This window comes from Streptomyces tailanensis (genome assembly GCF_008386495.1).
Classification (GTDB): Bacteria; Actinomycetota; Actinomycetes; order Streptomycetales; family Streptomycetaceae; genus Streptomyces; species Streptomyces tailanensis.
Genome location: NZ_VTHJ01000036.1, coordinates 20,134 through 37,377 on the forward strand (window position 1 = coordinate 20,134; position 17,244 = coordinate 37,377).

The window sequence follows — 17,244 nt, forward strand, 5'->3', positions numbered from 1 at the left end:
GGTAGGGGCGGCACCCGGCGAGCGCCGGTGAGCGAAATCCCGCCCAGAGCTCAGCCACAGCCGCCGGACGAGCAATCCGACCGACGCCCCCCTCTCCACACTCCGCACACCACCGCCTGTGCACCGCCTGTGAATGCCGCCGCAGGGCCATGGATTGTCCATGCCCCGTCAACCACACTCGCCTAAGTTCCAACACCGCGCGACCCCGCCGCCGACCGGCAGGCGGGGCCGGTCAAGGCACCCCTTGAACACCCCTTGGAGCGACAGTGGAACGTCGAAACCTCCTCCGCGCGGCCGCCCTCGGCGGCGCATCAGCCGTCTTCGGCGGCACCCTGTGGCGCGGCGCCGCGTACGCCGCCCCCGCCCAGCCCGGCACGGGCCCGTACGGGGCCCTCGGCGCGGCGGACGCCAACGGCATACGGCTCCCGAGCGGTTTCACCAGCCGAGTGATCGCCCGCTCCGGCCAGACGGTCAGCGGAACGTCGTACACCTGGCACAACGCCCCCGACGGCGGCGCCTGTTACGCGGACGGCACCGGCTGGATCTACGTCTCCAACTCGGAGATCAACCCGTCCGGCGGCGCGAGCGCGGTGCGGTTCTCCTCGACGGGCGCGATCACCTCCGCGTACCGAATCCTCTCCAGCACCCGCCAGAACTGCGCGGGCGGCAAGACCCCGTGGAACACCTGGCTGTCCTGCGAGGAGGTCGACCGCGGCTACGTCTACGAGACCGACCCGTGGGGCGCGAAGGCAGCCGTACGCCGTGACGCCATGGGCCGCTTCAAGCACGAGGCCGCGGCCGCCGACCCCACCCGCGGCGTCGTCTACATGACGGAGGACGTCACCGACGGCTGCTTCTACCGCTTCCGGCCGACGACGTGGGGCGACCTGTCGTCGGGCACGCTGGAGGTCATGGTCGCCGGCACCGCCACCAGCGGCCCGGTCACCTGGTCCAGGGTCCCGGACCCGACCGGCGCCACCGCCACCCGCAACCAGGTCTCCGGCGCCAAGCGCTTCAACGGCGGCGAGGGCTGCTACTACGCCGACGACACCTGCTGGTTCACGACGAAGGGCGACAACCGCGTCTGGCAGTACAACGCGGCCGCCCAGACCATCGAACTCGCCTACGACGACTCCCTGGTGACGAACGGCAGCGCCCCGCTGACCGGCGTCGACAACGTCACGGGTTCGGTCTCCGGCGACCTCTTCGTCGCGGAGGACGGCGGCAACATGGAGATCTGCGTCATCACCCCGGACGACGTGATCGCCCCCTTCCTCCGCATCAACAACCAGTCCTCCTCGGAAATCACCGGCCCGGCCTTCTCCCCCGACGGCCGCCGCCTCTACTTCTCCAGCCAACGAGGCACCAGCGGCAGTTCATCGGGCGGAATCACCTACGAGGTGACGGGCCCGTTCCGAACCTGACCACCGGATCGGTCGCGAGCCGCCCCGGCGGTCGAGACCACCTGTACGCCCGCCTCACCGAGAGCCACACAAGTCGCCTCGTCGGCCGACGCGTCGGTGACCAGCACGTCCAGTTCCTCGGGGCCGCAGATCTTCACCATGCCCGCCCCGGGGAACTTGGTCCGGTCGGCCAGCAGCACCACCTTGTCGCCGGCGGCGATCATCGCGCGCCGTGCGGGCACCTCGGCGACGGTGGTGTCCATGACCTGGCCGCCGGGCCGGACGCCGCAGGCACCCATGAAAAGCCAGTCGGCGTGCACTTGGCGAAGGTTCTCCTCGGCCATGAAGCCGTCCAGCATGCGTGACTCGCGGATGACCATCCCGCCGAGCAGCATCAGCTCGACGTGCTCGTCCTCGATGAGTTCGTCGTACACGGCGAGGTTGTTGGTGATGACAGTCAGCCGACGCCCACGCAACTGCCGTGCCAACCGATGGACGGTCGTACCGCTGTCGAGAATGACCGACTGCCCGTCCTCGATCATCATCGCGGCCCGCTCGGCGATCGCGTCCTTCGCGCTCACCCGAACCCCGGCGGCCTCGTCGAACGGCGGCTGCTCCTCCTCGACGACCGCTCCCCCGTGCACCCGGGTGAGCAGCCCGTCCGCCTCCAGCTTCAGCAGATCCCGCCGAATGGTCGCCGGGCTCACATCCAACCGCTCCGACAACTCGGCCACAGAGGCCGCACCCCCGGACCGCAGCGCCCGCAGGATAAGTCGATGTCGCCCCTCAGCCAGCACGCGACGAAACACTACACGCCACCACTTGGCGCCGATCCGCCGTCTTCTCGCCTCTTTACAAGGGCAAGACCCTGGTGAGGGCGGCACCCCCCGCACGGGGTGCCGCCCTCTTCTTTCGTGATCCGGAACCGCCGCCCATCGGTGAGGGTCGGTCGGGGACAAGCGGCGGTTCCGGGGTCTGAGGGGCTCCGCCCCTACCTGTGGTCGCTGCCCGCCGACTGGGACGCCGCGCGGCCGGCCTCCAGGCGGGCGACCGGGATGCGGAAGGGGGAGCAGGAGACGTAGTCGAGGCCTACCTCGTGGAAGAAGTGGACGGACTCGGGGTCGCCGCCGTGTTCGCCGCAGACGCCGAGCTTGAGGTCGGGGCGGGTGGCCCGGCCCGCGTCCGCCGCGAGCTTCACCAGGGAGCCCACGCCGTCCTTGTCGATCGTCTCGAAGGGGCTGACTCCGAAGATGCCCCTCTCCAGGTACGCCGTGAAGAAGGAGGCCTCCACGTCGTCCCGGGAGAAGCCCCACACCGTCTGGGTCAGGTCGTTCGTGCCGAAGCTGAAGAACTCCGCCGCCTCCGCGATCTGACCGGCGGTCAGGGCGGCCCGAGGCAGTTCGATCATCGTGCCGATGGCCAGCTTCAGTTCCGTACCCGTCGCGGCCTCGACCTCCGCGACGACCTGGTCGGCCTCCTCTCGGACGATCTCCAGCTCCTGGACCGTGCCGACGAGCGGGATCATGATCTCCGCGCGGGGGTCGCCCTTCGCGTTCTTCCGCTCGGCCGCCGCCTCCGCGATGGCGCGGACCTGCATGGTGAACAGGCCGGGGATGACCAGGCCGAGGCGTACGCCGCGCAGGCCGAGCATCGGGTTCTGCTCGTGCAGCCGGTGGACGGCCTGGAGCAGGCGGAGTTCGTTCTCGTGGGGCTCCTGGCGGGACTCCGCCAGGGCCACGCGGACCGAGAGTTCCGTGATGTCGGGCAGGAACTCGTGCAGCGGCGGGTCCAGGAGACGGATCGTCACCGGCAGGCCGTCCATCGCCGAGAACAGCTCCACGAAGTCCTGCTTCTGGAGGGGGAGGAGTTCCTTCAGGGACTCCTCGCGCTCGGCCTCCGTGTCCGCCAGGATCAGGCGTTCGACCAGCTCACGGCGGTCACCGAGGAACATGTGCTCCGTACGGCACAGGCCGATGCCCTGGGCGCCGAAGCGACGGGCGCGCAGCGCGTCCTCGGCGTTGTCCGCGTTGGCGCGGACGCGGAGACGGCGCTTCCGGTCCGCGAAGGCCATGATCCGGTGGACCGCCTCGACGAGTTCGTCGGCGTCGTGGGCCCCCGCGTGCATCCGGCCCTCGAAGTACTCCACCACGGGGGAGGGGACGACCGGGACCTCGCCCAGGTAGACCTTGCCGGTCGACCCGTCGATCGAGATCAGGTCGCCTTCCTCCACCACGTGTCCGCCGGGCACGGTCATCCGGCGGCGCTTGGTGTCGACCTCCAGCTCCTCCGCGCCGCAGACACAGGTCTTGCCCATGCCGCGCGCGACCACGGCCGCGTGGGAGGTCTTGCCGCCGCGCGAGGTCAGGATGCCCTCCGCCGCGATCATGCCGTCCAGGTCGTCGGGGTTCGTCTCACGGCGGACCAGGATGACCTTCTCCCCGGAACGCGACCACTTCACGGCCGTGTACGAGTCGAAGACCGCCTTGCCGACCGCCGCGCCCGGCGAGGCGGCGATGCCCCGGCCGACCTTCTCCACCTTCGCGTCCTCGTCGAAGCGCGGGAACATCAGCTGGGCGAGCTGGGCGCCCGTCACACGCTGGAGCGCCTCCGCCTCGTCGATCAGGCCCTGGTCCACGAGCTGCGTGGCGATACGGAACGCCGCGCCCGCCGTGCGCTTGCCGACACGGGTCTGGAGCATCCACAGCTGGCCGCGCTCGATGGTGAACTCGATGTCGCAGAGATCCTTGTAGTGGTTCTCCAGGGTCTCCATGATCCGCATCAGCTGGTCGTACGACTTCTTGTCGATCGACTCCAGCTCGGCCAGGGGGACCGTGTTGCGGATGCCCGCGACCACGTCCTCGCCCTGGGCGTTCTGCAGGTAGTCGCCGTAGACGCCCTGGTGGCCGGAGGCGGGGTCGCGGGTGAAGGCGACGCCCGTACCCGAGTCCGGGCCCAGGTTGCCGAAGACCATCGAGCAGACGTTGACGGCCGTGCCGAGGTCGCCCGGGATGCGCTCCTGACGGCGGTACAGCTTGGCGCGGTCGGTGTTCCAGGAGTTGAAGACCGCCTCGATGGCGAGGTCCATCTGCTCGCGCGGGTCCTGCGGGAAGTCCCGGCCGGCCTCCTTCTTGACGATCTTCTTGAAGGTGGTGACCAGCTTCTTGAGGTCGGCGGCCTCCAGCTCGGTGTCGACCGTGACCTTCTTGGCCGCCTTCGCCGCCTCCAGGGCCTCCTCGAAGAGGTCGCCGTCGACGCCGAGGACGGTCTTGCCGAACATCTGGATGAGCCGGCGGTAGGAGTCCCAGGCGAAGCGGTCGTCGCCCGCCTGGTCGGCGAGGCCCTTCACGGACTTGTCGGAGAGGCCGATGTTGAGGACGGTGTCCATCATGCCGGGCATCGAGAACTTCGCGCCGGAGCGGACCGAGACGAGGAGCGGGTTGTCGGCCTGGCCGAGCTTCTTGCCCATCCGCTCTTCGAGGGCGACGAGGTGCGCCCTCACCTCGTCACGGAGTGCCGCAGGCTCCTCACCGCTGTCGAGGTAGACCTTGCAGGCCTCGGTGGTGATGGTGAAGCCGGGCGGCACGGGGAGACCGAGGTTGGTCATCTCGGCGAGGTTCGCGCCCTTGCCGCCGAGGAGGTCCTTGAGGTCCTTGTTGCCCTCGGTGAAGTCATAAACGAACTTCACGCCCTCAACGCTCTGAGCTACGTGGCCTACGTGGGGATCTTTGTTTTCCGACACAGGTCCCAACTCCTTGAGGACGCGGTGGCTGCCCTGACGGCGAGGAACATACCCAGATCGAAGGCTCCTGGGTACGTCCACTTGCGCGTCATGCGCCTGTAACCACCCGTCCGCCAGCAGATCGAAAGTCAAAGCTTGGCAAGGAGTTGAACACGGGTGTGTTCACTTCTTGAAGGCGACACCACCTCACGGGCCGGGAATCTTGCTCACATGAGCGGCAATCGGCACGTCTGATTTCGCTCGATGAACGATCAAAGGGTGGCACCGAGTGTCACTGCTTGAAGTTACGGATCCGCTCAAGATTCGCTCATCTGAGCGCAACCCTTATCAGGGGTGGCGAGAATCACGCCGTTCGAGGGGGCGGTATTTCACCATGCGGACCGGTACTCGGACGGGACTCGGACGGGAAACCCGCCTGTCACACCCCGGCGCCGCCCGTCACACCCCCAGCGCCGCCAGCCGCTCCTCCGCCCGCTCCGGCGCGTACAGGTACTCGACGACCAGCGCACCCGCCCCGACCAGGCCGGCCCGCTCCCCCAGCCGGGAGGTCACCACGTCCAGATGGGCCGTGGAGCGGGGCAGCGCCCGCTGGTAGAGCAGCTCGCGTACGCCCGTGAGGAAGGGGGTTCCGGCCAAATCCCCGGCGATCATCAGGACGCCGGGGTTCAGCAGCGTCACCACCGTCGCCAGGACGTCGCCCACGCACCGGCCCGCCTCCCGCGCGAGCGCCATCGCTCCCGGGTGGCCCGCGGTGAGCAGATCCCGCACATCCGATCCCGAGGCCGCCGGAACCCCCGTCTCCGCCAGCCGCCGCGCCACGGCGCCGCCGCTCGCGACCGCCGCCAGACAGCCGTATGAACCGCACCGGCAGAGCGCGTCCGCGCCCTGGGGCACCCGGATGTGGCCGATGTCGCCGGCGCCGCCGTCGACGCCCCGGTATATCGAGCCGCCGACGACCACGCCGGCGCCTATGCCCGTCGACACCTTGACCAGGGCGAAGGCCGAGCAGCCCGGGTATCCCGTGCGCTGTTCGCCGTACGCCATGAGGTTGGCGTCGTTGTCGACGAGGACCGGGACCGCGGCGGGGCCGGCCGCGTGTTCGGTGAAGGCGCGGGCCAGGCGGCCCCTTATGTCGTAGCCGTCCCAGCCGGGCATGATCGGCGGCTGGACGACCCGGCCGGTGTCGGTGTCCACCGGGCCGGGGACGGCGAGGCCGATGCCGCAGACCGCGTCGGCGGGGTGTCCCACCTTCTCGAGCAGTTCGGCGAACCAACCCCCGAGTCCGTCCAGCACGGCGTCGGGGCCGTCCTCGATGACCAGGGTGCCGGTGCGCTCGGCCAGGATCTCGCCGGTGAGGGAGAGGACGGCGGCACGGGCGTGGCGGGTGTCGAGGTCGGCGGCGAGGACGACGGCGTGCTCGTCGTCGAACTCCAGTCGCATGGACGGGCGTCCGCCCAGCGGGGAGTCGACCGGACCGGCCGCTCCCTCACGGAGCCAGCCCGCGCGGAAGAGCCGGTCCAGGCGCTGGCCGACCGTGGCCCGGGACAGGCCCGTGGCCTGCTGGAGCGCACCGCGTGTGGTGGCCCGGCCGCTGCGGACCAGCTCCAGCAGTTCCCCGGCCCCCGCATGACTGCCCACCTTCACGGCCCTTCTGCTCATGCCGCCATTGTCGCGGCCCGTCCGGCATTCACTCCCGCGCACCCTCTTGCGCTCACCAACTCTGCATTACATATTGAGTTTTGCGTGTTAAATAGACGTAACCCTACGGTAGCTACTGCTGAACCGGACGAACACCTTGTCCTCAGGGAGCCCTGCGTGGACCGCACAACCCAGCTCACCGCCCTTCGACCAGGCACGAGCACGCCTCGCGCAGTCGACGTATACGATCCGGCCGCGCCGGCGAACGCCCTGCACCGCAGGGCGGCGGCCGTACTGGCGGACAACTGGACGGGGCTGTCCACGGTGCCATCGCGCAAGCTGTATCCGCACCAGTGGTCGTGGGACTCGGCGTTCATCGCGATCGGGCTGCGCCATCTGTCGCCCCTGCGGGCCCAGACCGAGCTGGAGACGCTGCTCGGCGCGCAGTGGGGCGACGGACGGATCCCACACATCGTCTTCAACCCCGCCGTGCCGCTCGACGCGTACTTCCCGAGCCCCGACTTCTGGCGCTCCTCGACCGCGGGGCGCGCCGCAGGCGCCCCGCGCACCACCCAGACCTCCGGCATCGTGCAGCCGCCGGTGCACGCGCTGGCCGCGTGGCTGGTACACGAGTCGGACCCCGGGCTCTCCCGGGCGCGCGGCTTCCTGCCCCGGGTCTATCCGCGGCTGGCCGCCTGGCACCGCTATCTGCTGCACCGCCGCGACCTCGGCGGCGCCGGGCTCGCCTCCGTGGTCCACCCCTGGGAGCAGGGCATGGACAACAGCCCCACCTGGGACGCCCCCCTCGCCCGGATCACCCCGGCCCCGGCCCGCTCCTTCCGCCGCGCCGACCTCGACCACGGCGCGGCCGAGGACCGGCCGACGGATCTGGACTACGGGCGGTATGTGCGGCTGGCGACGGACTACAGGGACCGGGGGTACGCCGATGGGGAGGGCGACTTCGCAGTCGAGGACCCCGCCTTCAACGCCCTCCTGATCGCCTCCGAGCACGCCCTCGCCCGGATCGCGGAGGAGTTGGGCGCGCTGGGGGCGGCACGGCACGCGCGGGCCGAGCGGCTGACGGCGACGCTGGTGGAGCGGCTGTGGGACCCGGCGGAGGGGATGTTCTTCTGCCGGGACGTCACGACCGACGCCGTCGTCCCCGAGCGCAGCGTCTCCGGCCTCCTCCCCCTGCTCCTCCCCGGCCTGTCCCGCGACATCGCCACCACCCTCGTACGGACGCTCCACGGCCTCCGCTTCGGCCTCGGCGACACCACCCGGCTGGCGCCCTCGTACGACCTGACCGGCGAGGCCTTCGATCCGCACCGGTACTGGCGCGGGCCGGCCTGGTTCAACACGAACTGGCTGCTGGAGCGGGGGCTCAGACTGCACGGCGAGCTGGGGCGGGCCGACGCGCTGCGGGCGGAGCTGCTGGACACCGCGGGCGCGTCCGGGTTCGCCGAGTACGTGGACCCGTACACCGGTGAGGCCTGCGGAGCGCTCGGCTTCAGCTGGACGGCCGCGCTCACGCTCGACCTGCTGCACCAGCAACAAGGCGAGGACCTGCACGTTCGACTGAGTGACCAGGGAGGGGACCGGGCATGACGGACCGGCATCACCTGCTCGTGCGCGGCGCGACGTTCGCCGCCGTGGGCGACGGCGGCGACATCAGCGGGGTGCGGGGCGGCAACGCGCCGGACGGGCTGTTCGTACGGGACGCCCGGCATCTGAGCCGGTGGCAGCTGACCGTCGACGGCGCGATGCCCGAGCGGCTCGCACCGGTCGTGGACGGCGACACCGCGCGCTGTGTGCTCGTGCCCCGGGGCGGGCGCCAGGAACCGCCCGCGTACACGCTCTTCCGCGAACAGGCCGTCTCCGACAGCGCGTTCGTCGAGTCGCTGCGCGTCACCAGCAACCGCCCCGTCCCGACGACGGTCCGGATCGCGGTCACGGCGGACGCCGACTTCACCGACCAGTTCGAACTGCGCTCCGACTTCCGTACGTACGCCAAGTCCGGCGTCGTCAGAGGGCGCGAAGTCCTCGACGACGGCGTGGAGTTCACCTACCGGCGCGGTGAGTGGCGCTCCTGTACGACGGTCACGGCCGAGCCCGCGCCGGACGCCGTGGAGGAGACGGGGACCGGGGCGCGGCGGCTCGTCTGGGCCCTGGACCTCGAACCGCACGCCTCGGTGGAGCTGACCCTGCGGGTGATGGCACGGCCGCACGGCGACAGGCGCGCGGTGCGGGTGCCGCGCTCACCGGCCGCCGTGAGCGAGCAACTCCGGGCGGCGGAGGCCGAGTTCGTGGAGGGCGTGGCCTTCCCGACCGGCTGGCCGGAGCTGGCCGCCGCCTGCGCGCGCGGCCTCGCCGATCTCGCCGCGCTCCAGGTCCCGGCGACCGGCCCGGACGGCGAGACACTGCGAGTCCCGGCTGCCGGAGCACCCTGGTTCCTGACCCTGTTGGGCCGTGACGCGCTCTTGACCTCCCTCTTCACCCTCCCCTACCGCCCCGAGCCGGCCGCCGCGACACTGCTCGCGCTGGCCGCTGCCCAGGCCACCGAGGTGGGCGCGGACGCGGTCGCCCAGCCGGGCAAGATCGTGCACGAGGTACGGCACGGCGAACTGGCCCACTTCGGGCAGGTGCCGTACGGGCGTTACTACGGTTCCGTGGACGCGACGCCGCTGTTCCTCGTCCTCCTCGGCGCGTACGTCGAGCAGACCGGGGATGTCACGCTGGCCCGGCGGCTCGAACCGCACGCCCGCGCTGCGGTCGGCTGGATGCTCGACCACGGCGGCCTCACCTCCCGCGGCTACCTCGTCTACCGCGCCGACCAGGGCGGCCTCGCCAACCAGAACTGGAAGGACTCCCCCGGCGCGATCTGCTCCGCCGACGGCAGCCGCCCCGCGAACGGGCCGGTGATGGCGGCGGGCGCGCAGGGGTACGCGTACGACGCGCTCCGTCGCACCGCCGCGCTCGCCCGTACGGTCTGGGAGGACGAGGTGTACGGGGCGCTCCTCGCGCAGGCCGCGGGCGATCTCCGCGACCGTTTCCAGCGGGACTTCTGGATGCCGGAGCAGTCCTTCCCCGCGTTGGCGTTGGACGGGGAGGGGCGGCAGGTGGACGCGCTCGCCTCCGATGCGGGACATCTGCTCTGGTCCGGGCTGTTGGACAAGGAGTACGGGGAACTCGTCGGGCGACGGTTGCTGGAGCCGGACTTCTTCTCGGGGTGGGGGGTGCGGACGCTGGCCGCGGGGCAGGGGGCGTATCACCCGTTGTCGTATCACCGGGGGTCGGTGTGGCCGCACGACAACGCGTTGATCACGTTGGGGCTGGCTCGGTATGGGCTGCATGACGAGGCGCGGGTGGTTGCCGTGGGGCTCGTCGACGCGGCCGGGGCGAGCGGGCATCGGCTGCCGGAGGTCATTGCCGGGTATGGGCGGGGCGGGGGTGGGGAGCCGGTGCCGTATCCGCATGCGTGTGTGCGGGAGTCTCGGGCGGCGGCGGCTCCGTTGGCGCTGCTTACTGCCGTGGGCGGCGCCTGAGAGCTCGGGGGTTCCGGTTGTCGGGCGACTGCGGGTGGTTTGTGGTTGCTCGCGCCCACGCGGCGGAGCCGCATATCGATACAGCCCCGCGCCCCTTTAGGTTTCGCGCAGTCCCGCTAATAGTTTGCGCGCCCTCTGCCTTGCTTCTGTCTCCGTCCAAGCCCACTCCGCTGTTTGGGGACGGTAGGTCGTCCACGTGTCCCAGTAGCTTCTCGCCTTGCCGTAGCGGTCGGGTACCAGGACGTGGGGGAGGTTGAGGAGGAGGCTGAGGACGTGGCCGTGGAGGCGGTCGGTGACGGCGACGCGGCCGGCCGTCAACAGGCGGCAGCCTCGGGCCAGTTGGAGGCGGGCCAGGCCGTCGTAGGCGGCGAGGAGGGCGGGGATCGCGCCCGTCGGGTCGCCGGATCCGGCGCGGCACAGGGCTCGGGCGCGGACGCGCCACAGGGTCTCCTTGGCCTGGCGCCAGTCGGCGTCAGTGGTCTCGCGGGTCCAGTCGAAGACGTACGGGCCCGTGCGTTCCTTGCGGGCCGTGCCCCGGCCGGCCGGGGGTCCCTTCGCGGACTCCTTGTCCTCGCGGGCCAGCCAGACGACGTCATGGCTGACCGTGCTGCCGCCGGACAGCGCGTCCGGTGGGACGGCGAAGGCCAGGTCGGGGGCGAGGAAGGCGGGGGCCTCGAAGACGGTGCGGCAGCGGTGCAGGCTGTGGCGGTCGCGCAGGAGCAGGGTGAGGTCGGGGTGGGCGTCGAAGACGCGGCGGGCGCGGGTGAGCTTGGCGTGGTCGGTGAAATGCACCGACTGGGGCAGCTGGAGGATGCGGCGGTCGGGGAAGTCGCGCAGCACCCGCTCGCGCAGCAGCTGGCTGTCCTCCCACAGGTCGCCGAGGGTGCCGCCGCCGGTCAGCAGGATCGGACCCTCGGGCACACAGGCCGCCAGGTGCCGGGCGTCGTACGACATGAGGTCGCAGGCGTAGCGCACCTCGGCGCGGAGGGCGTCGAGCAGGGCCCGCTGCCCGAGCCAGATCGCGCTGTCGCCGACGTTGGAGTTCAGCGGCGCGCCGATGACCGCGCACCGGGTGCCGGCCGGCACGAGTCGGTCCAGGACGGTCAGAACGTACGAGACGTAGTGCGCGCAGTGTGGGCCGGCGGCCCTCTTCGTCGGCTTGTTCGCCGGCTTCTTCGGTGTCTCATTCGCTCCGCACACCGAAACGCGCTACCCGGACATTTCCCCACTCATTCCGAGATGACGGAAACCAGCCGCACAAAGGCTGGAACGGTGACAGATGCGGGCAACTTCCCCGGCCTCAACTAGCCCCCGGACGTGTCCAGTTCGGCTTCCTCGCCGACGCCCGCGCAGTCGTACGGGTCCTTGAGCCAGCCGTCCGGGAGGACGACGCGGTTGTTGCCGGAGGTGCGGCCGCGCGGGCCGTCGGCGCCGGTGGGCCAGCGCTGGTCGAGGTCCAACTCGTCGAGGCCGGAGCGGAGTTCGGCCAGGGAGGAGGTGATGGCGAGGCGCCCCCGCATCTCGGAACCGACCGCGAAGCCCTTGAGGTACCAGGCGACGTGCTTGCGGAAGTCGACGACGCCCTTCGACTCGCCCGCCCGTCTCCCACCACCACCCTCAACGGTGGCCCTTCGGGCCGCCCCACCATTTTCGATCCACTCGCCGAGGAGGGTGGCATGGCGGACCATGATGTCGGCGACCTCACGGAGGGACGGGCGCGCGATATCTTCCGTCCGGCCCTCGAAGGCCGCCACCAGATCCGCGAACAGCCATGGCCGGCCCAGGCAGCCACGCCCGACGACCACCCCGTCGCAGCCCGTCTCGCGCACCATCCGCAGGGCGTCCTCCGCCGACCAGATGTCGCCGTTGCCGAGGACCGGGATCTCGGGAACGTGTTCCTTCAGGCGGGCGATGGCGTCCCAGTCGGCCGTGCCGCCGTAGTGCTGGGCGGCGGTGCGGCCGTGCAGCGCGATGGCGGTGACGCCCTCCTCGACGGCGATGCGGCCGGCGTCGAGGTAGGTGATGTGGTCGTCGTCGATGCCCTTGCGCATCTTCATGGTGACCGGGAGGTCCCCGGCGCCGGACACGGCCTCGCGGAGGATCGCGCGCAGCAGGTGCCGCTTGTACGGGAGGGCCGATCCGCCGCCCTTGCGGGTCACCTTCGGGACCGGGCAGCCGAAGTTCAGGTCGATGTGGTCGGCGAGGCCCTCCTCCGCGATCATGCGGACGGCCTTGCCGACGGTCGCCGGGTCCACGCCGTACAGCTGGATCGAGCGCGGCTTCTCGGTCGCGTCGAAGTGGATCAGCTGCATGGTCTTCTCGTTGCGCTCGACCAGTGCCCGCGTCGTGATCATCTCGCTGACGAACAGACCCTTGCCGCCGCTGAACTCCCTGCACAGCGTGCGGAAGGGCGCGTTCGTGATCCCGGCCATGGGGGCCAGGACGACGGGCGGCCGGACGTCGTGCGGGCCGATCCGCAGGGTCGGGTTCTTCGCGGGCGCGGTCATGGGCATCCACCCATTCTCACTCACCGGACGGGGCGGAGCGAAAATCATTAGTTAGCCGTACTATTCACGCATGCCCGAGCCCAGCCGTCGCCGCCGCATGCCGGTGCTCGCGATCTGCTGTATGAGCGTCTCTGATCGGCTTGGGCTTCCTGGGTCGTCCTGGACGATCCGGGGCGACATCGGGCGGTGGGCTCGCGGTGGTGCTCGGCGGAGGTTGGAGTCCCGTCGGGTGCGAGCCCGTTTCCGGCCGCGAGGTGCGGCCGATGCCGATCGTGTTCGGTTCCTGCTGAGACCCGCCGTATCCAGCGGCGTTCGGCGATGCCCGCCGAAACTACGCAAAAGAGGCGTGCCAGTGAGACAAATCTGCCAATCGCCGAGGCCTACCCCCTCGCGGACAGCGCCCTCAGCCGGTACTCCTTGGGCGAGAGGCCGTACGCGGCGCGGAAGGCGCGGGTGAAGTCCGAGGCGCGGGGCAAGCCCCAGCGGGTGGCGAGGACGTGGATCGGGGTGCTGCGCAGCGACGGGTCCGCCAGGTCGCGGTGCGCGCCTTCCAGCCGTAGGCGGCGTATCCAGGCGGCGACCGTCTCGCCCTGCGTCTGCTGCTGGAAGATCCGGTGCAGATAGCTCACGGAGATGTGGTGCGCGGCGGCGATCACCGGCGGGGTCAGGTCGGGGTCGTGCAGGTGCTGCCGGATGAACACCTGGACACGTCGGGCCATGACCTGCTGACGGGTCTCCGGCGGCAGCGCGGCCTCGGTCTCCAGGACGTGGGCGAACCAGGCCGACAGCAGATCGAGTACGACCGTGCCGAGGCGTGGCGCGTCGGACGGCTGGAGGAAGTCCGCCTGGCGGTCCAGGTTGACGAGGAAGTCCGTCAACAGGGCACCGAGGCCGTCCTGACCGGGCAGCCCCCGGCCCAGCAACTCCCGTCGCTCGTCGCGGCCCGGGTCGCGCAGGGCGCCGCGTCCGCCGCGATGCTGCCGCAGGTGCTGGCCACCATCCAGTCCTCGACCGAGGGAGCCCGGCGGGCGCGGGCGATGAGTCTGTACGGCGCCACGGCCGGGCTCGCCATGGTCGCCGGGCAGATACTCGGCGGGGTGCTCGTGTCCGCCGATGTCGCCGGGACCGGCTGGCGCTCGGTGTTCCTCGTGAACGTCCCCGTCGTCGTCCTCGGCCTGCTGCTCACCGCACGCGCCGTACCGGAGACCTGATCCGCCCGCCCGGAGCCGGTGGACGGCCCCGGCACCGTACTGCTGGCCGTGTCCCTGTTGACGCTCCTGGCCCCGCTCACCGAGGGCCGGGCGGCGGGCTGGCCGCTGTGGACCTGGCTCGCGCTGGCCGCGTTCCCCTTCGCCGCGACCGCCTTCTACCTCGTCGAACGCCGCGCCGACCGCCTCGGCCGTACGCCGCTCGTACCGCCGAGCCTGTTCCGACTGACCTCGCTGCGGCGGGGGCTGGTGATGATTCTGCCGTTCTCCATCGGGTTCAGCGGCTTCATGTTCGTGATCGCGGTGGCGTTGCAGGAAGGGGCGCGGCTCGGACCGACGGCGGCGGGGCTCGCGCTCTCCCCCATGGCGGTCGTCTTCTTCGCCGTCTCCCTGGCCGGGCCGCGCCTGGTCACCCGCTACGGCACCCGAGTCGTCACCGTGGGCGGTCTGATCCAGGGGGTGGGTGTGGCCCTGCTCGCCCTGTCGGTCTGGCGAGGCTGGCCCGATCCGGACTGGCCGCTGCTCCTCACCGGGGTGGCCGTCGCGGGCGGCGGTCAGGCCCTCCAGCTCCCCATCGTCTTCCGTATCGTCCTCTCCGAGGTCCCGCCCGCGCGGGCCGGCGTCGGCAGCGGCGTCATGATCACCACCCAGCAGTCGGCCCTGGCCCTGGGCGTGACGACCCTCGGCTCGCTCTTCCTGGGCCTGGTGCCGGTGTTGGGCATGCGCGACGCGCTGGTGACGACCCTGCTCGTTCAACTGGCGGGCGTGGGGCTGACGGTGGGGCTGAGTCTGCGGTTGCCGCGTGTGGTGGGATAACTCATCGTTCAATATCCCCTGTTGATATTGGTCCTGCTGCACACTGCTCCCCGACAGAGGTCCGCGAAGTGCCGTCTGGAGACGTCATGCCGCAGCTCAACACCAGCAAAGTGAGCCGCTGGGACCAGCACGGGAGGGAGCACATAGTGCGAGTCCAGCGCTCGGGCGTGCAGCGCACGATCAGATGCGACACGTGCGGCTGGCGCAAGGGGGCACAGTTCCTGCCCTGGCTGAAGGCGGAGGAACACCTCGCCGAGGCCCACCAGGCGACGGTGGACCCGGCAAACACGTAATCCTCCGGTCGATCCCCTCGGCCCAGTTCGTCGAGCGCCTCGGCGACGCGGTCCATCCCCCGCTGCCAGTGCGCCCGTTGCCGCTCACGCGCTCCACTGCCGTGGGCGAAGCGTGAGAGCGCCGTTGGGGTGTGGGTCGTCCGTGAGCTGCAACGTGCGTCGTGGCTGGTCTCTCCCCCACTCTCGGCTTCGCTCGAGCGGGGACCCCCATCGCGGCGGAGCCGCATATCGATACAGCCCCGCGCCTTTGGGGCGGGCTGCACTCAGGGAGGTTCAGTCTCCTCGGAGTGGCGCGCGCGGTGGGCGCGGACCTTGTTGCGGTTGCCGCAGTGCTCCATCGAGCACCAGCGGCGGCGGCCGGGCCGGGAGGTGTCGACGTAGAGGAGGTAGCAGCGCTCGCCGGAGCACATGCGGATGCGTTCCGCGTACGGCCCGGTGAGGAGGTCGACGGCGTCGCGGGCGACGGTGGAGAGCAGTCGGTCCCCGGTGGCGGGCCCGGGAGCCCAGCCCCGGCTGCCGTCCGCCCGGAGGGTGGGGGCGAGTGGGGGCCGGGCGGCGGCTTCGTTGATGAGCTGGAGGTCGGCGGAGTCCGCCGCGGCCACGTCCAGTTCGGGGAGCCCGCCGCCGTGGACGTGCGTGACGACCGTACGGGTCAGCGCGTCGCGCAGCCGCCGGGCGTACGTGACGTCGTCGTCCGTGATGTCGAGTGCCGCGGGGGTGGGGGCGAGCCGACACTCCTCGACCCATCTGCCCAGGTCAGCTGGGGTGTGCAGGACCTCGAAGCGGGTCAGGGCGCCGGGGCCGCCGGTGACGAGCAGCTCCAGGCAGAGGGCGCCCGGGTCGAACCGGAAGACATTGCCGGAGTAGGACCGCAGCTGAATCCCCGACACTCCCGACACCCCCTTCGAAGCCAGTGCCCTGGACGAAGAACCCACGTAACCAATATAACCGGTTACATGACTGCAGCAGCGCTGAACTGGAAACTGGTCGTCGACACCCAGGACGCCCAGCCCCTGGCCGACTTCTGGGCCGCGGCCCTGGGCTACGAGGTGGAGAACCCCGGCGAGCTGATCGCCCACCTCCTCACCACCGGCGCCCTCCCCGAGGCCGCCGTCACCGAACACAACGGCCACCGCGTCTTCCGCGGCTACGCCGCCGTCCGGCACCCCGACGATCCGTACGACGCCTTCACCGGCATCGGCCAGGGCCGCCGCCTCCTCTTCCAGGACATCCCCGAACCCAAGACGGTCAAGAACCGCCTCCACATCGACATCCACGCCGAAGAGGGCGACCGCGACGCCCTCGTCACCCGCCTGGAAACCCTCGGCGCCACCCGCGTCGAGGAATTCGACAAGGGCCCGGCGGGCCATTGGTGGGTGATGCGGGACCCGGAGGGCAACGAGTTCTGCGTGGCTTAGCACCGCCCCCGCGCCGGGTGACGTGCCGCGCCCGCTGGACCCGCCTCACGGACGCCGTCCCCACTCACCTCAGGCCCGCAGCCCCCGCAGCACCAGGTCCAGCACTGCCGTGAACTGCTTCTCGATGTCCGGCTCTTGCCAGGCGGGGGCGAAGGAGGGCTTGTGGAAGCGGGAGGTGGCGTGGAAGACGGCGCGGGCGGTGGTCGTGGGGTCGGTGCTCGCGAAGGTGCCGGTGGCTGTGCCGGAACGGATGATCCCCGTCAGCTGGGCGGTGAGGTCGGCGATGTGGGCGGCGACCGCCTCGCCGTTCTCCTCGGCGAGGACCTGGTAGGTGGCGAACAGCTCGGGGTCGTCGCCGGCCTTGCGGCGCTTGGCCTCGAAGAGGGTGGTCAGCCAGTCACGGAGGCGGGCCTCCGGGTCGCGGTCCTCGGCGGTGGCGACCGCGGTCAGGGTCGCCGTCGTACGGTCCAGCCACCGCTTGGTGACCGCCTCCCGCAGGGCCGCCTTCGTGCGGAAGTGGCGGTAGACGCTCCCGTGGCTGACGCCGAGCGCGCGGGCCACGTCCACCACGGTGGCCTTGGCGGGGCCGTGGCGGCGCAGCACCTCCTCGGTGGCCACGAGGATGCGCTCGGCGGTCAGGGGCTCGGTGGTGGGCGGTGCCATGAGGGGAACCGTACCGG

12 protein-coding genes and 2 pseudogenes are annotated in these 17,244 nt (G+C 71.1%); 6 read left to right on the plus strand and 8 right to left on the minus strand.

The annotated features are described in order from the left end of the window. The first annotated feature begins 266 nt into the window (after window positions 1-266). Window positions 267-1,424: an alkaline phosphatase PhoX gene (locus tag F3T56_RS26755; protein ID WP_149827917.1), complete on the plus strand. Its 1,158-nt coding sequence runs from the start codon at window positions 267-269 to the stop codon at window positions 1,422-1,424. Here the strand turns inward: F3T56_RS26755 and F3T56_RS26760 are convergent. The 3 genes from F3T56_RS26760 to F3T56_RS26770 all read right to left on the minus strand — a co-directional run bounded on the left by F3T56_RS26760 (window position 1,394) and on the right by F3T56_RS26770 (window position 6,801). Further along, entirely contained in the window at window positions 1,394-2,200 is an 807-nt protein-coding gene (locus F3T56_RS26760; RefSeq protein ID WP_149827918.1) for a DeoR/GlpR family DNA-binding transcription regulator, read from the minus strand. The two genes, F3T56_RS26755 and F3T56_RS26760, sit on opposite strands and share 31 nt — an antisense overlap. Window positions 2,201-2,394: 194 nt before the next feature. Beyond that, window positions 2,395-5,142: a pyruvate, phosphate dikinase gene (ppdK, locus tag F3T56_RS26765; protein ID WP_149827919.1), complete on the minus strand. Its 2,748-nt coding sequence runs from the start codon at window positions 5,140-5,142 to the stop codon at window positions 2,395-2,397. Between the two features lie 438 nt (window positions 5,143-5,580). Beyond that, window positions 5,581-6,801 carry an ROK family protein gene (locus tag F3T56_RS26770; RefSeq protein WP_172639156.1) on the minus strand — a complete coding sequence of 407 codons (1,221 nt, stop codon included), beginning with the start codon at window positions 6,799-6,801 and terminating at the stop codon, window positions 5,581-5,583. 156 nt (window positions 6,802-6,957) lie between these two features. On the opposite strand from F3T56_RS26770, the gene F3T56_RS26775 reads away from it, so the two are divergent. Beyond that, window positions 6,958-8,385 (plus strand): MGH1-like glycoside hydrolase domain-containing protein, encoded by a 1,428-nt coding sequence (locus F3T56_RS26775; protein ID WP_149827920.1) that lies wholly within the window; start codon window positions 6,958-6,960, stop codon window positions 8,383-8,385. Continuing rightward, window positions 8,382-10,322, plus strand: a complete 1,941-nt coding sequence (locus tag F3T56_RS26780) for an amylo-alpha-1,6-glucosidase (RefSeq protein WP_149827921.1) — start codon at window positions 8,382-8,384, stop codon at window positions 10,320-10,322. Before F3T56_RS26775 ends, F3T56_RS26780 begins: the two co-directional genes overlap by 4 nt. A gap of 96 nt (window positions 10,323-10,418) precedes the next feature. Here the strand turns inward: F3T56_RS26780 and F3T56_RS26785 are convergent, their stop codons facing one another. The 3 genes and pseudogenes from F3T56_RS26785 to F3T56_RS26795 all read right to left on the minus strand — a co-directional run. Then, the gene (locus F3T56_RS26785; protein WP_149827922.1) at window positions 10,419-11,522 is read right to left on the minus strand and encodes a polysaccharide pyruvyl transferase family protein; all 1,104 of its coding nucleotides are present in this window, start codon (window positions 11,520-11,522) and stop codon (window positions 10,419-10,421) included. A gap of 104 nt (window positions 11,523-11,626) precedes the next feature. Then, entirely contained in the window at window positions 11,627-12,835 is a 1,209-nt protein-coding gene (gene dusB / locus F3T56_RS26790) for a tRNA dihydrouridine synthase DusB (RefSeq protein WP_149827923.1), read from the minus strand. A gap of 374 nt (window positions 12,836-13,209) precedes the next feature. After that, window positions 13,210-13,758, minus strand: a pseudogene (locus tag F3T56_RS26795) (helix-turn-helix transcriptional regulator); the annotation flags it as partial. Between F3T56_RS26795 and F3T56_RS26800 the strand changes: the two are divergent. Both F3T56_RS26800 and F3T56_RS26805 read left to right on the plus strand, forming a co-directional pair. After that, window positions 13,759-14,853 (plus strand): annotated as a pseudogene (locus F3T56_RS26800) (MFS transporter); the annotation flags it as partial. An 86-nt stretch (window positions 14,854-14,939) separates the two neighbouring features. Then, window positions 14,940-15,146, plus strand: coding sequence for a hypothetical protein (locus tag F3T56_RS26805; protein WP_149827924.1), 207 nt, complete (start codon window positions 14,940-14,942; stop codon window positions 15,144-15,146). Window positions 15,147-15,409: 263 nt separating this feature from the next. On the opposite strand, the gene F3T56_RS26810 is transcribed toward F3T56_RS26805, so the two are convergent. Continuing rightward, window positions 15,410-16,036 (minus strand): CGNR zinc finger domain-containing protein, encoded by a 627-nt coding sequence (locus tag F3T56_RS26810; RefSeq protein WP_149827925.1) that lies wholly within the window; start codon window positions 16,034-16,036, stop codon window positions 15,410-15,412. 66 nt (window positions 16,037-16,102) lie between these two features. Between F3T56_RS26810 and F3T56_RS26815 the strand changes: the two genes are divergently transcribed. Next, complete coding sequence (locus F3T56_RS26815) at window positions 16,103-16,564, plus strand: VOC family protein (protein WP_149827926.1); 462 nt, start codon at window positions 16,103-16,105, stop codon at window positions 16,562-16,564. A 69-nt stretch (window positions 16,565-16,633) separates the two neighbouring features. Here F3T56_RS26815 and F3T56_RS26820 read toward each other — a convergent pair whose 3' ends face one another. After that, a complete protein-coding gene (locus tag F3T56_RS26820) occupies window positions 16,634-17,227 on the minus strand; it encodes a TetR/AcrR family transcriptional regulator (protein ID WP_149827927.1) in 594 nt (197 codons plus the stop codon). Between the last annotated feature and the right edge of the window lie 17 nt (window positions 17,228-17,244).

What these genes read in the sequence shown, in the direction of transcription:
- F3T56_RS26770 (WP_172639156.1), bottom strand. Translation starts at nt 6,801, where the DNA reads ATGAGCAGAAGGGCCGTGAAGGTGGGCAGTCATGCGGGGGCCGGGGAA.
- F3T56_RS26780 (WP_149827921.1), top strand. Translation starts at nt 8,382, where the DNA reads ATGACGGACCGGCATCACCTGCTCGTGCGCGGCGCGACGTTCGCCGCC.
- dusB (WP_149827923.1), bottom strand. Translation starts at nt 12,835, where the DNA reads ATGCCCATGACCGCGCCCGCGAAGAACCCGACCCTGCGGATCGGCCCG.
- F3T56_RS26805 (WP_149827924.1), top strand. Translation starts at nt 14,940, where the DNA reads ATGCCGCAGCTCAACACCAGCAAAGTGAGCCGCTGGGACCAGCACGGG.
- F3T56_RS26815 (WP_149827926.1), top strand. Translation starts at nt 16,103, where the DNA reads ATGACTGCAGCAGCGCTGAACTGGAAACTGGTCGTCGACACCCAGGAC.
- F3T56_RS26820 (WP_149827927.1), bottom strand. Translation starts at nt 17,227, where the DNA reads ATGGCACCGCCCACCACCGAGCCCCTGACCGCCGAGCGCATCCTCGTG.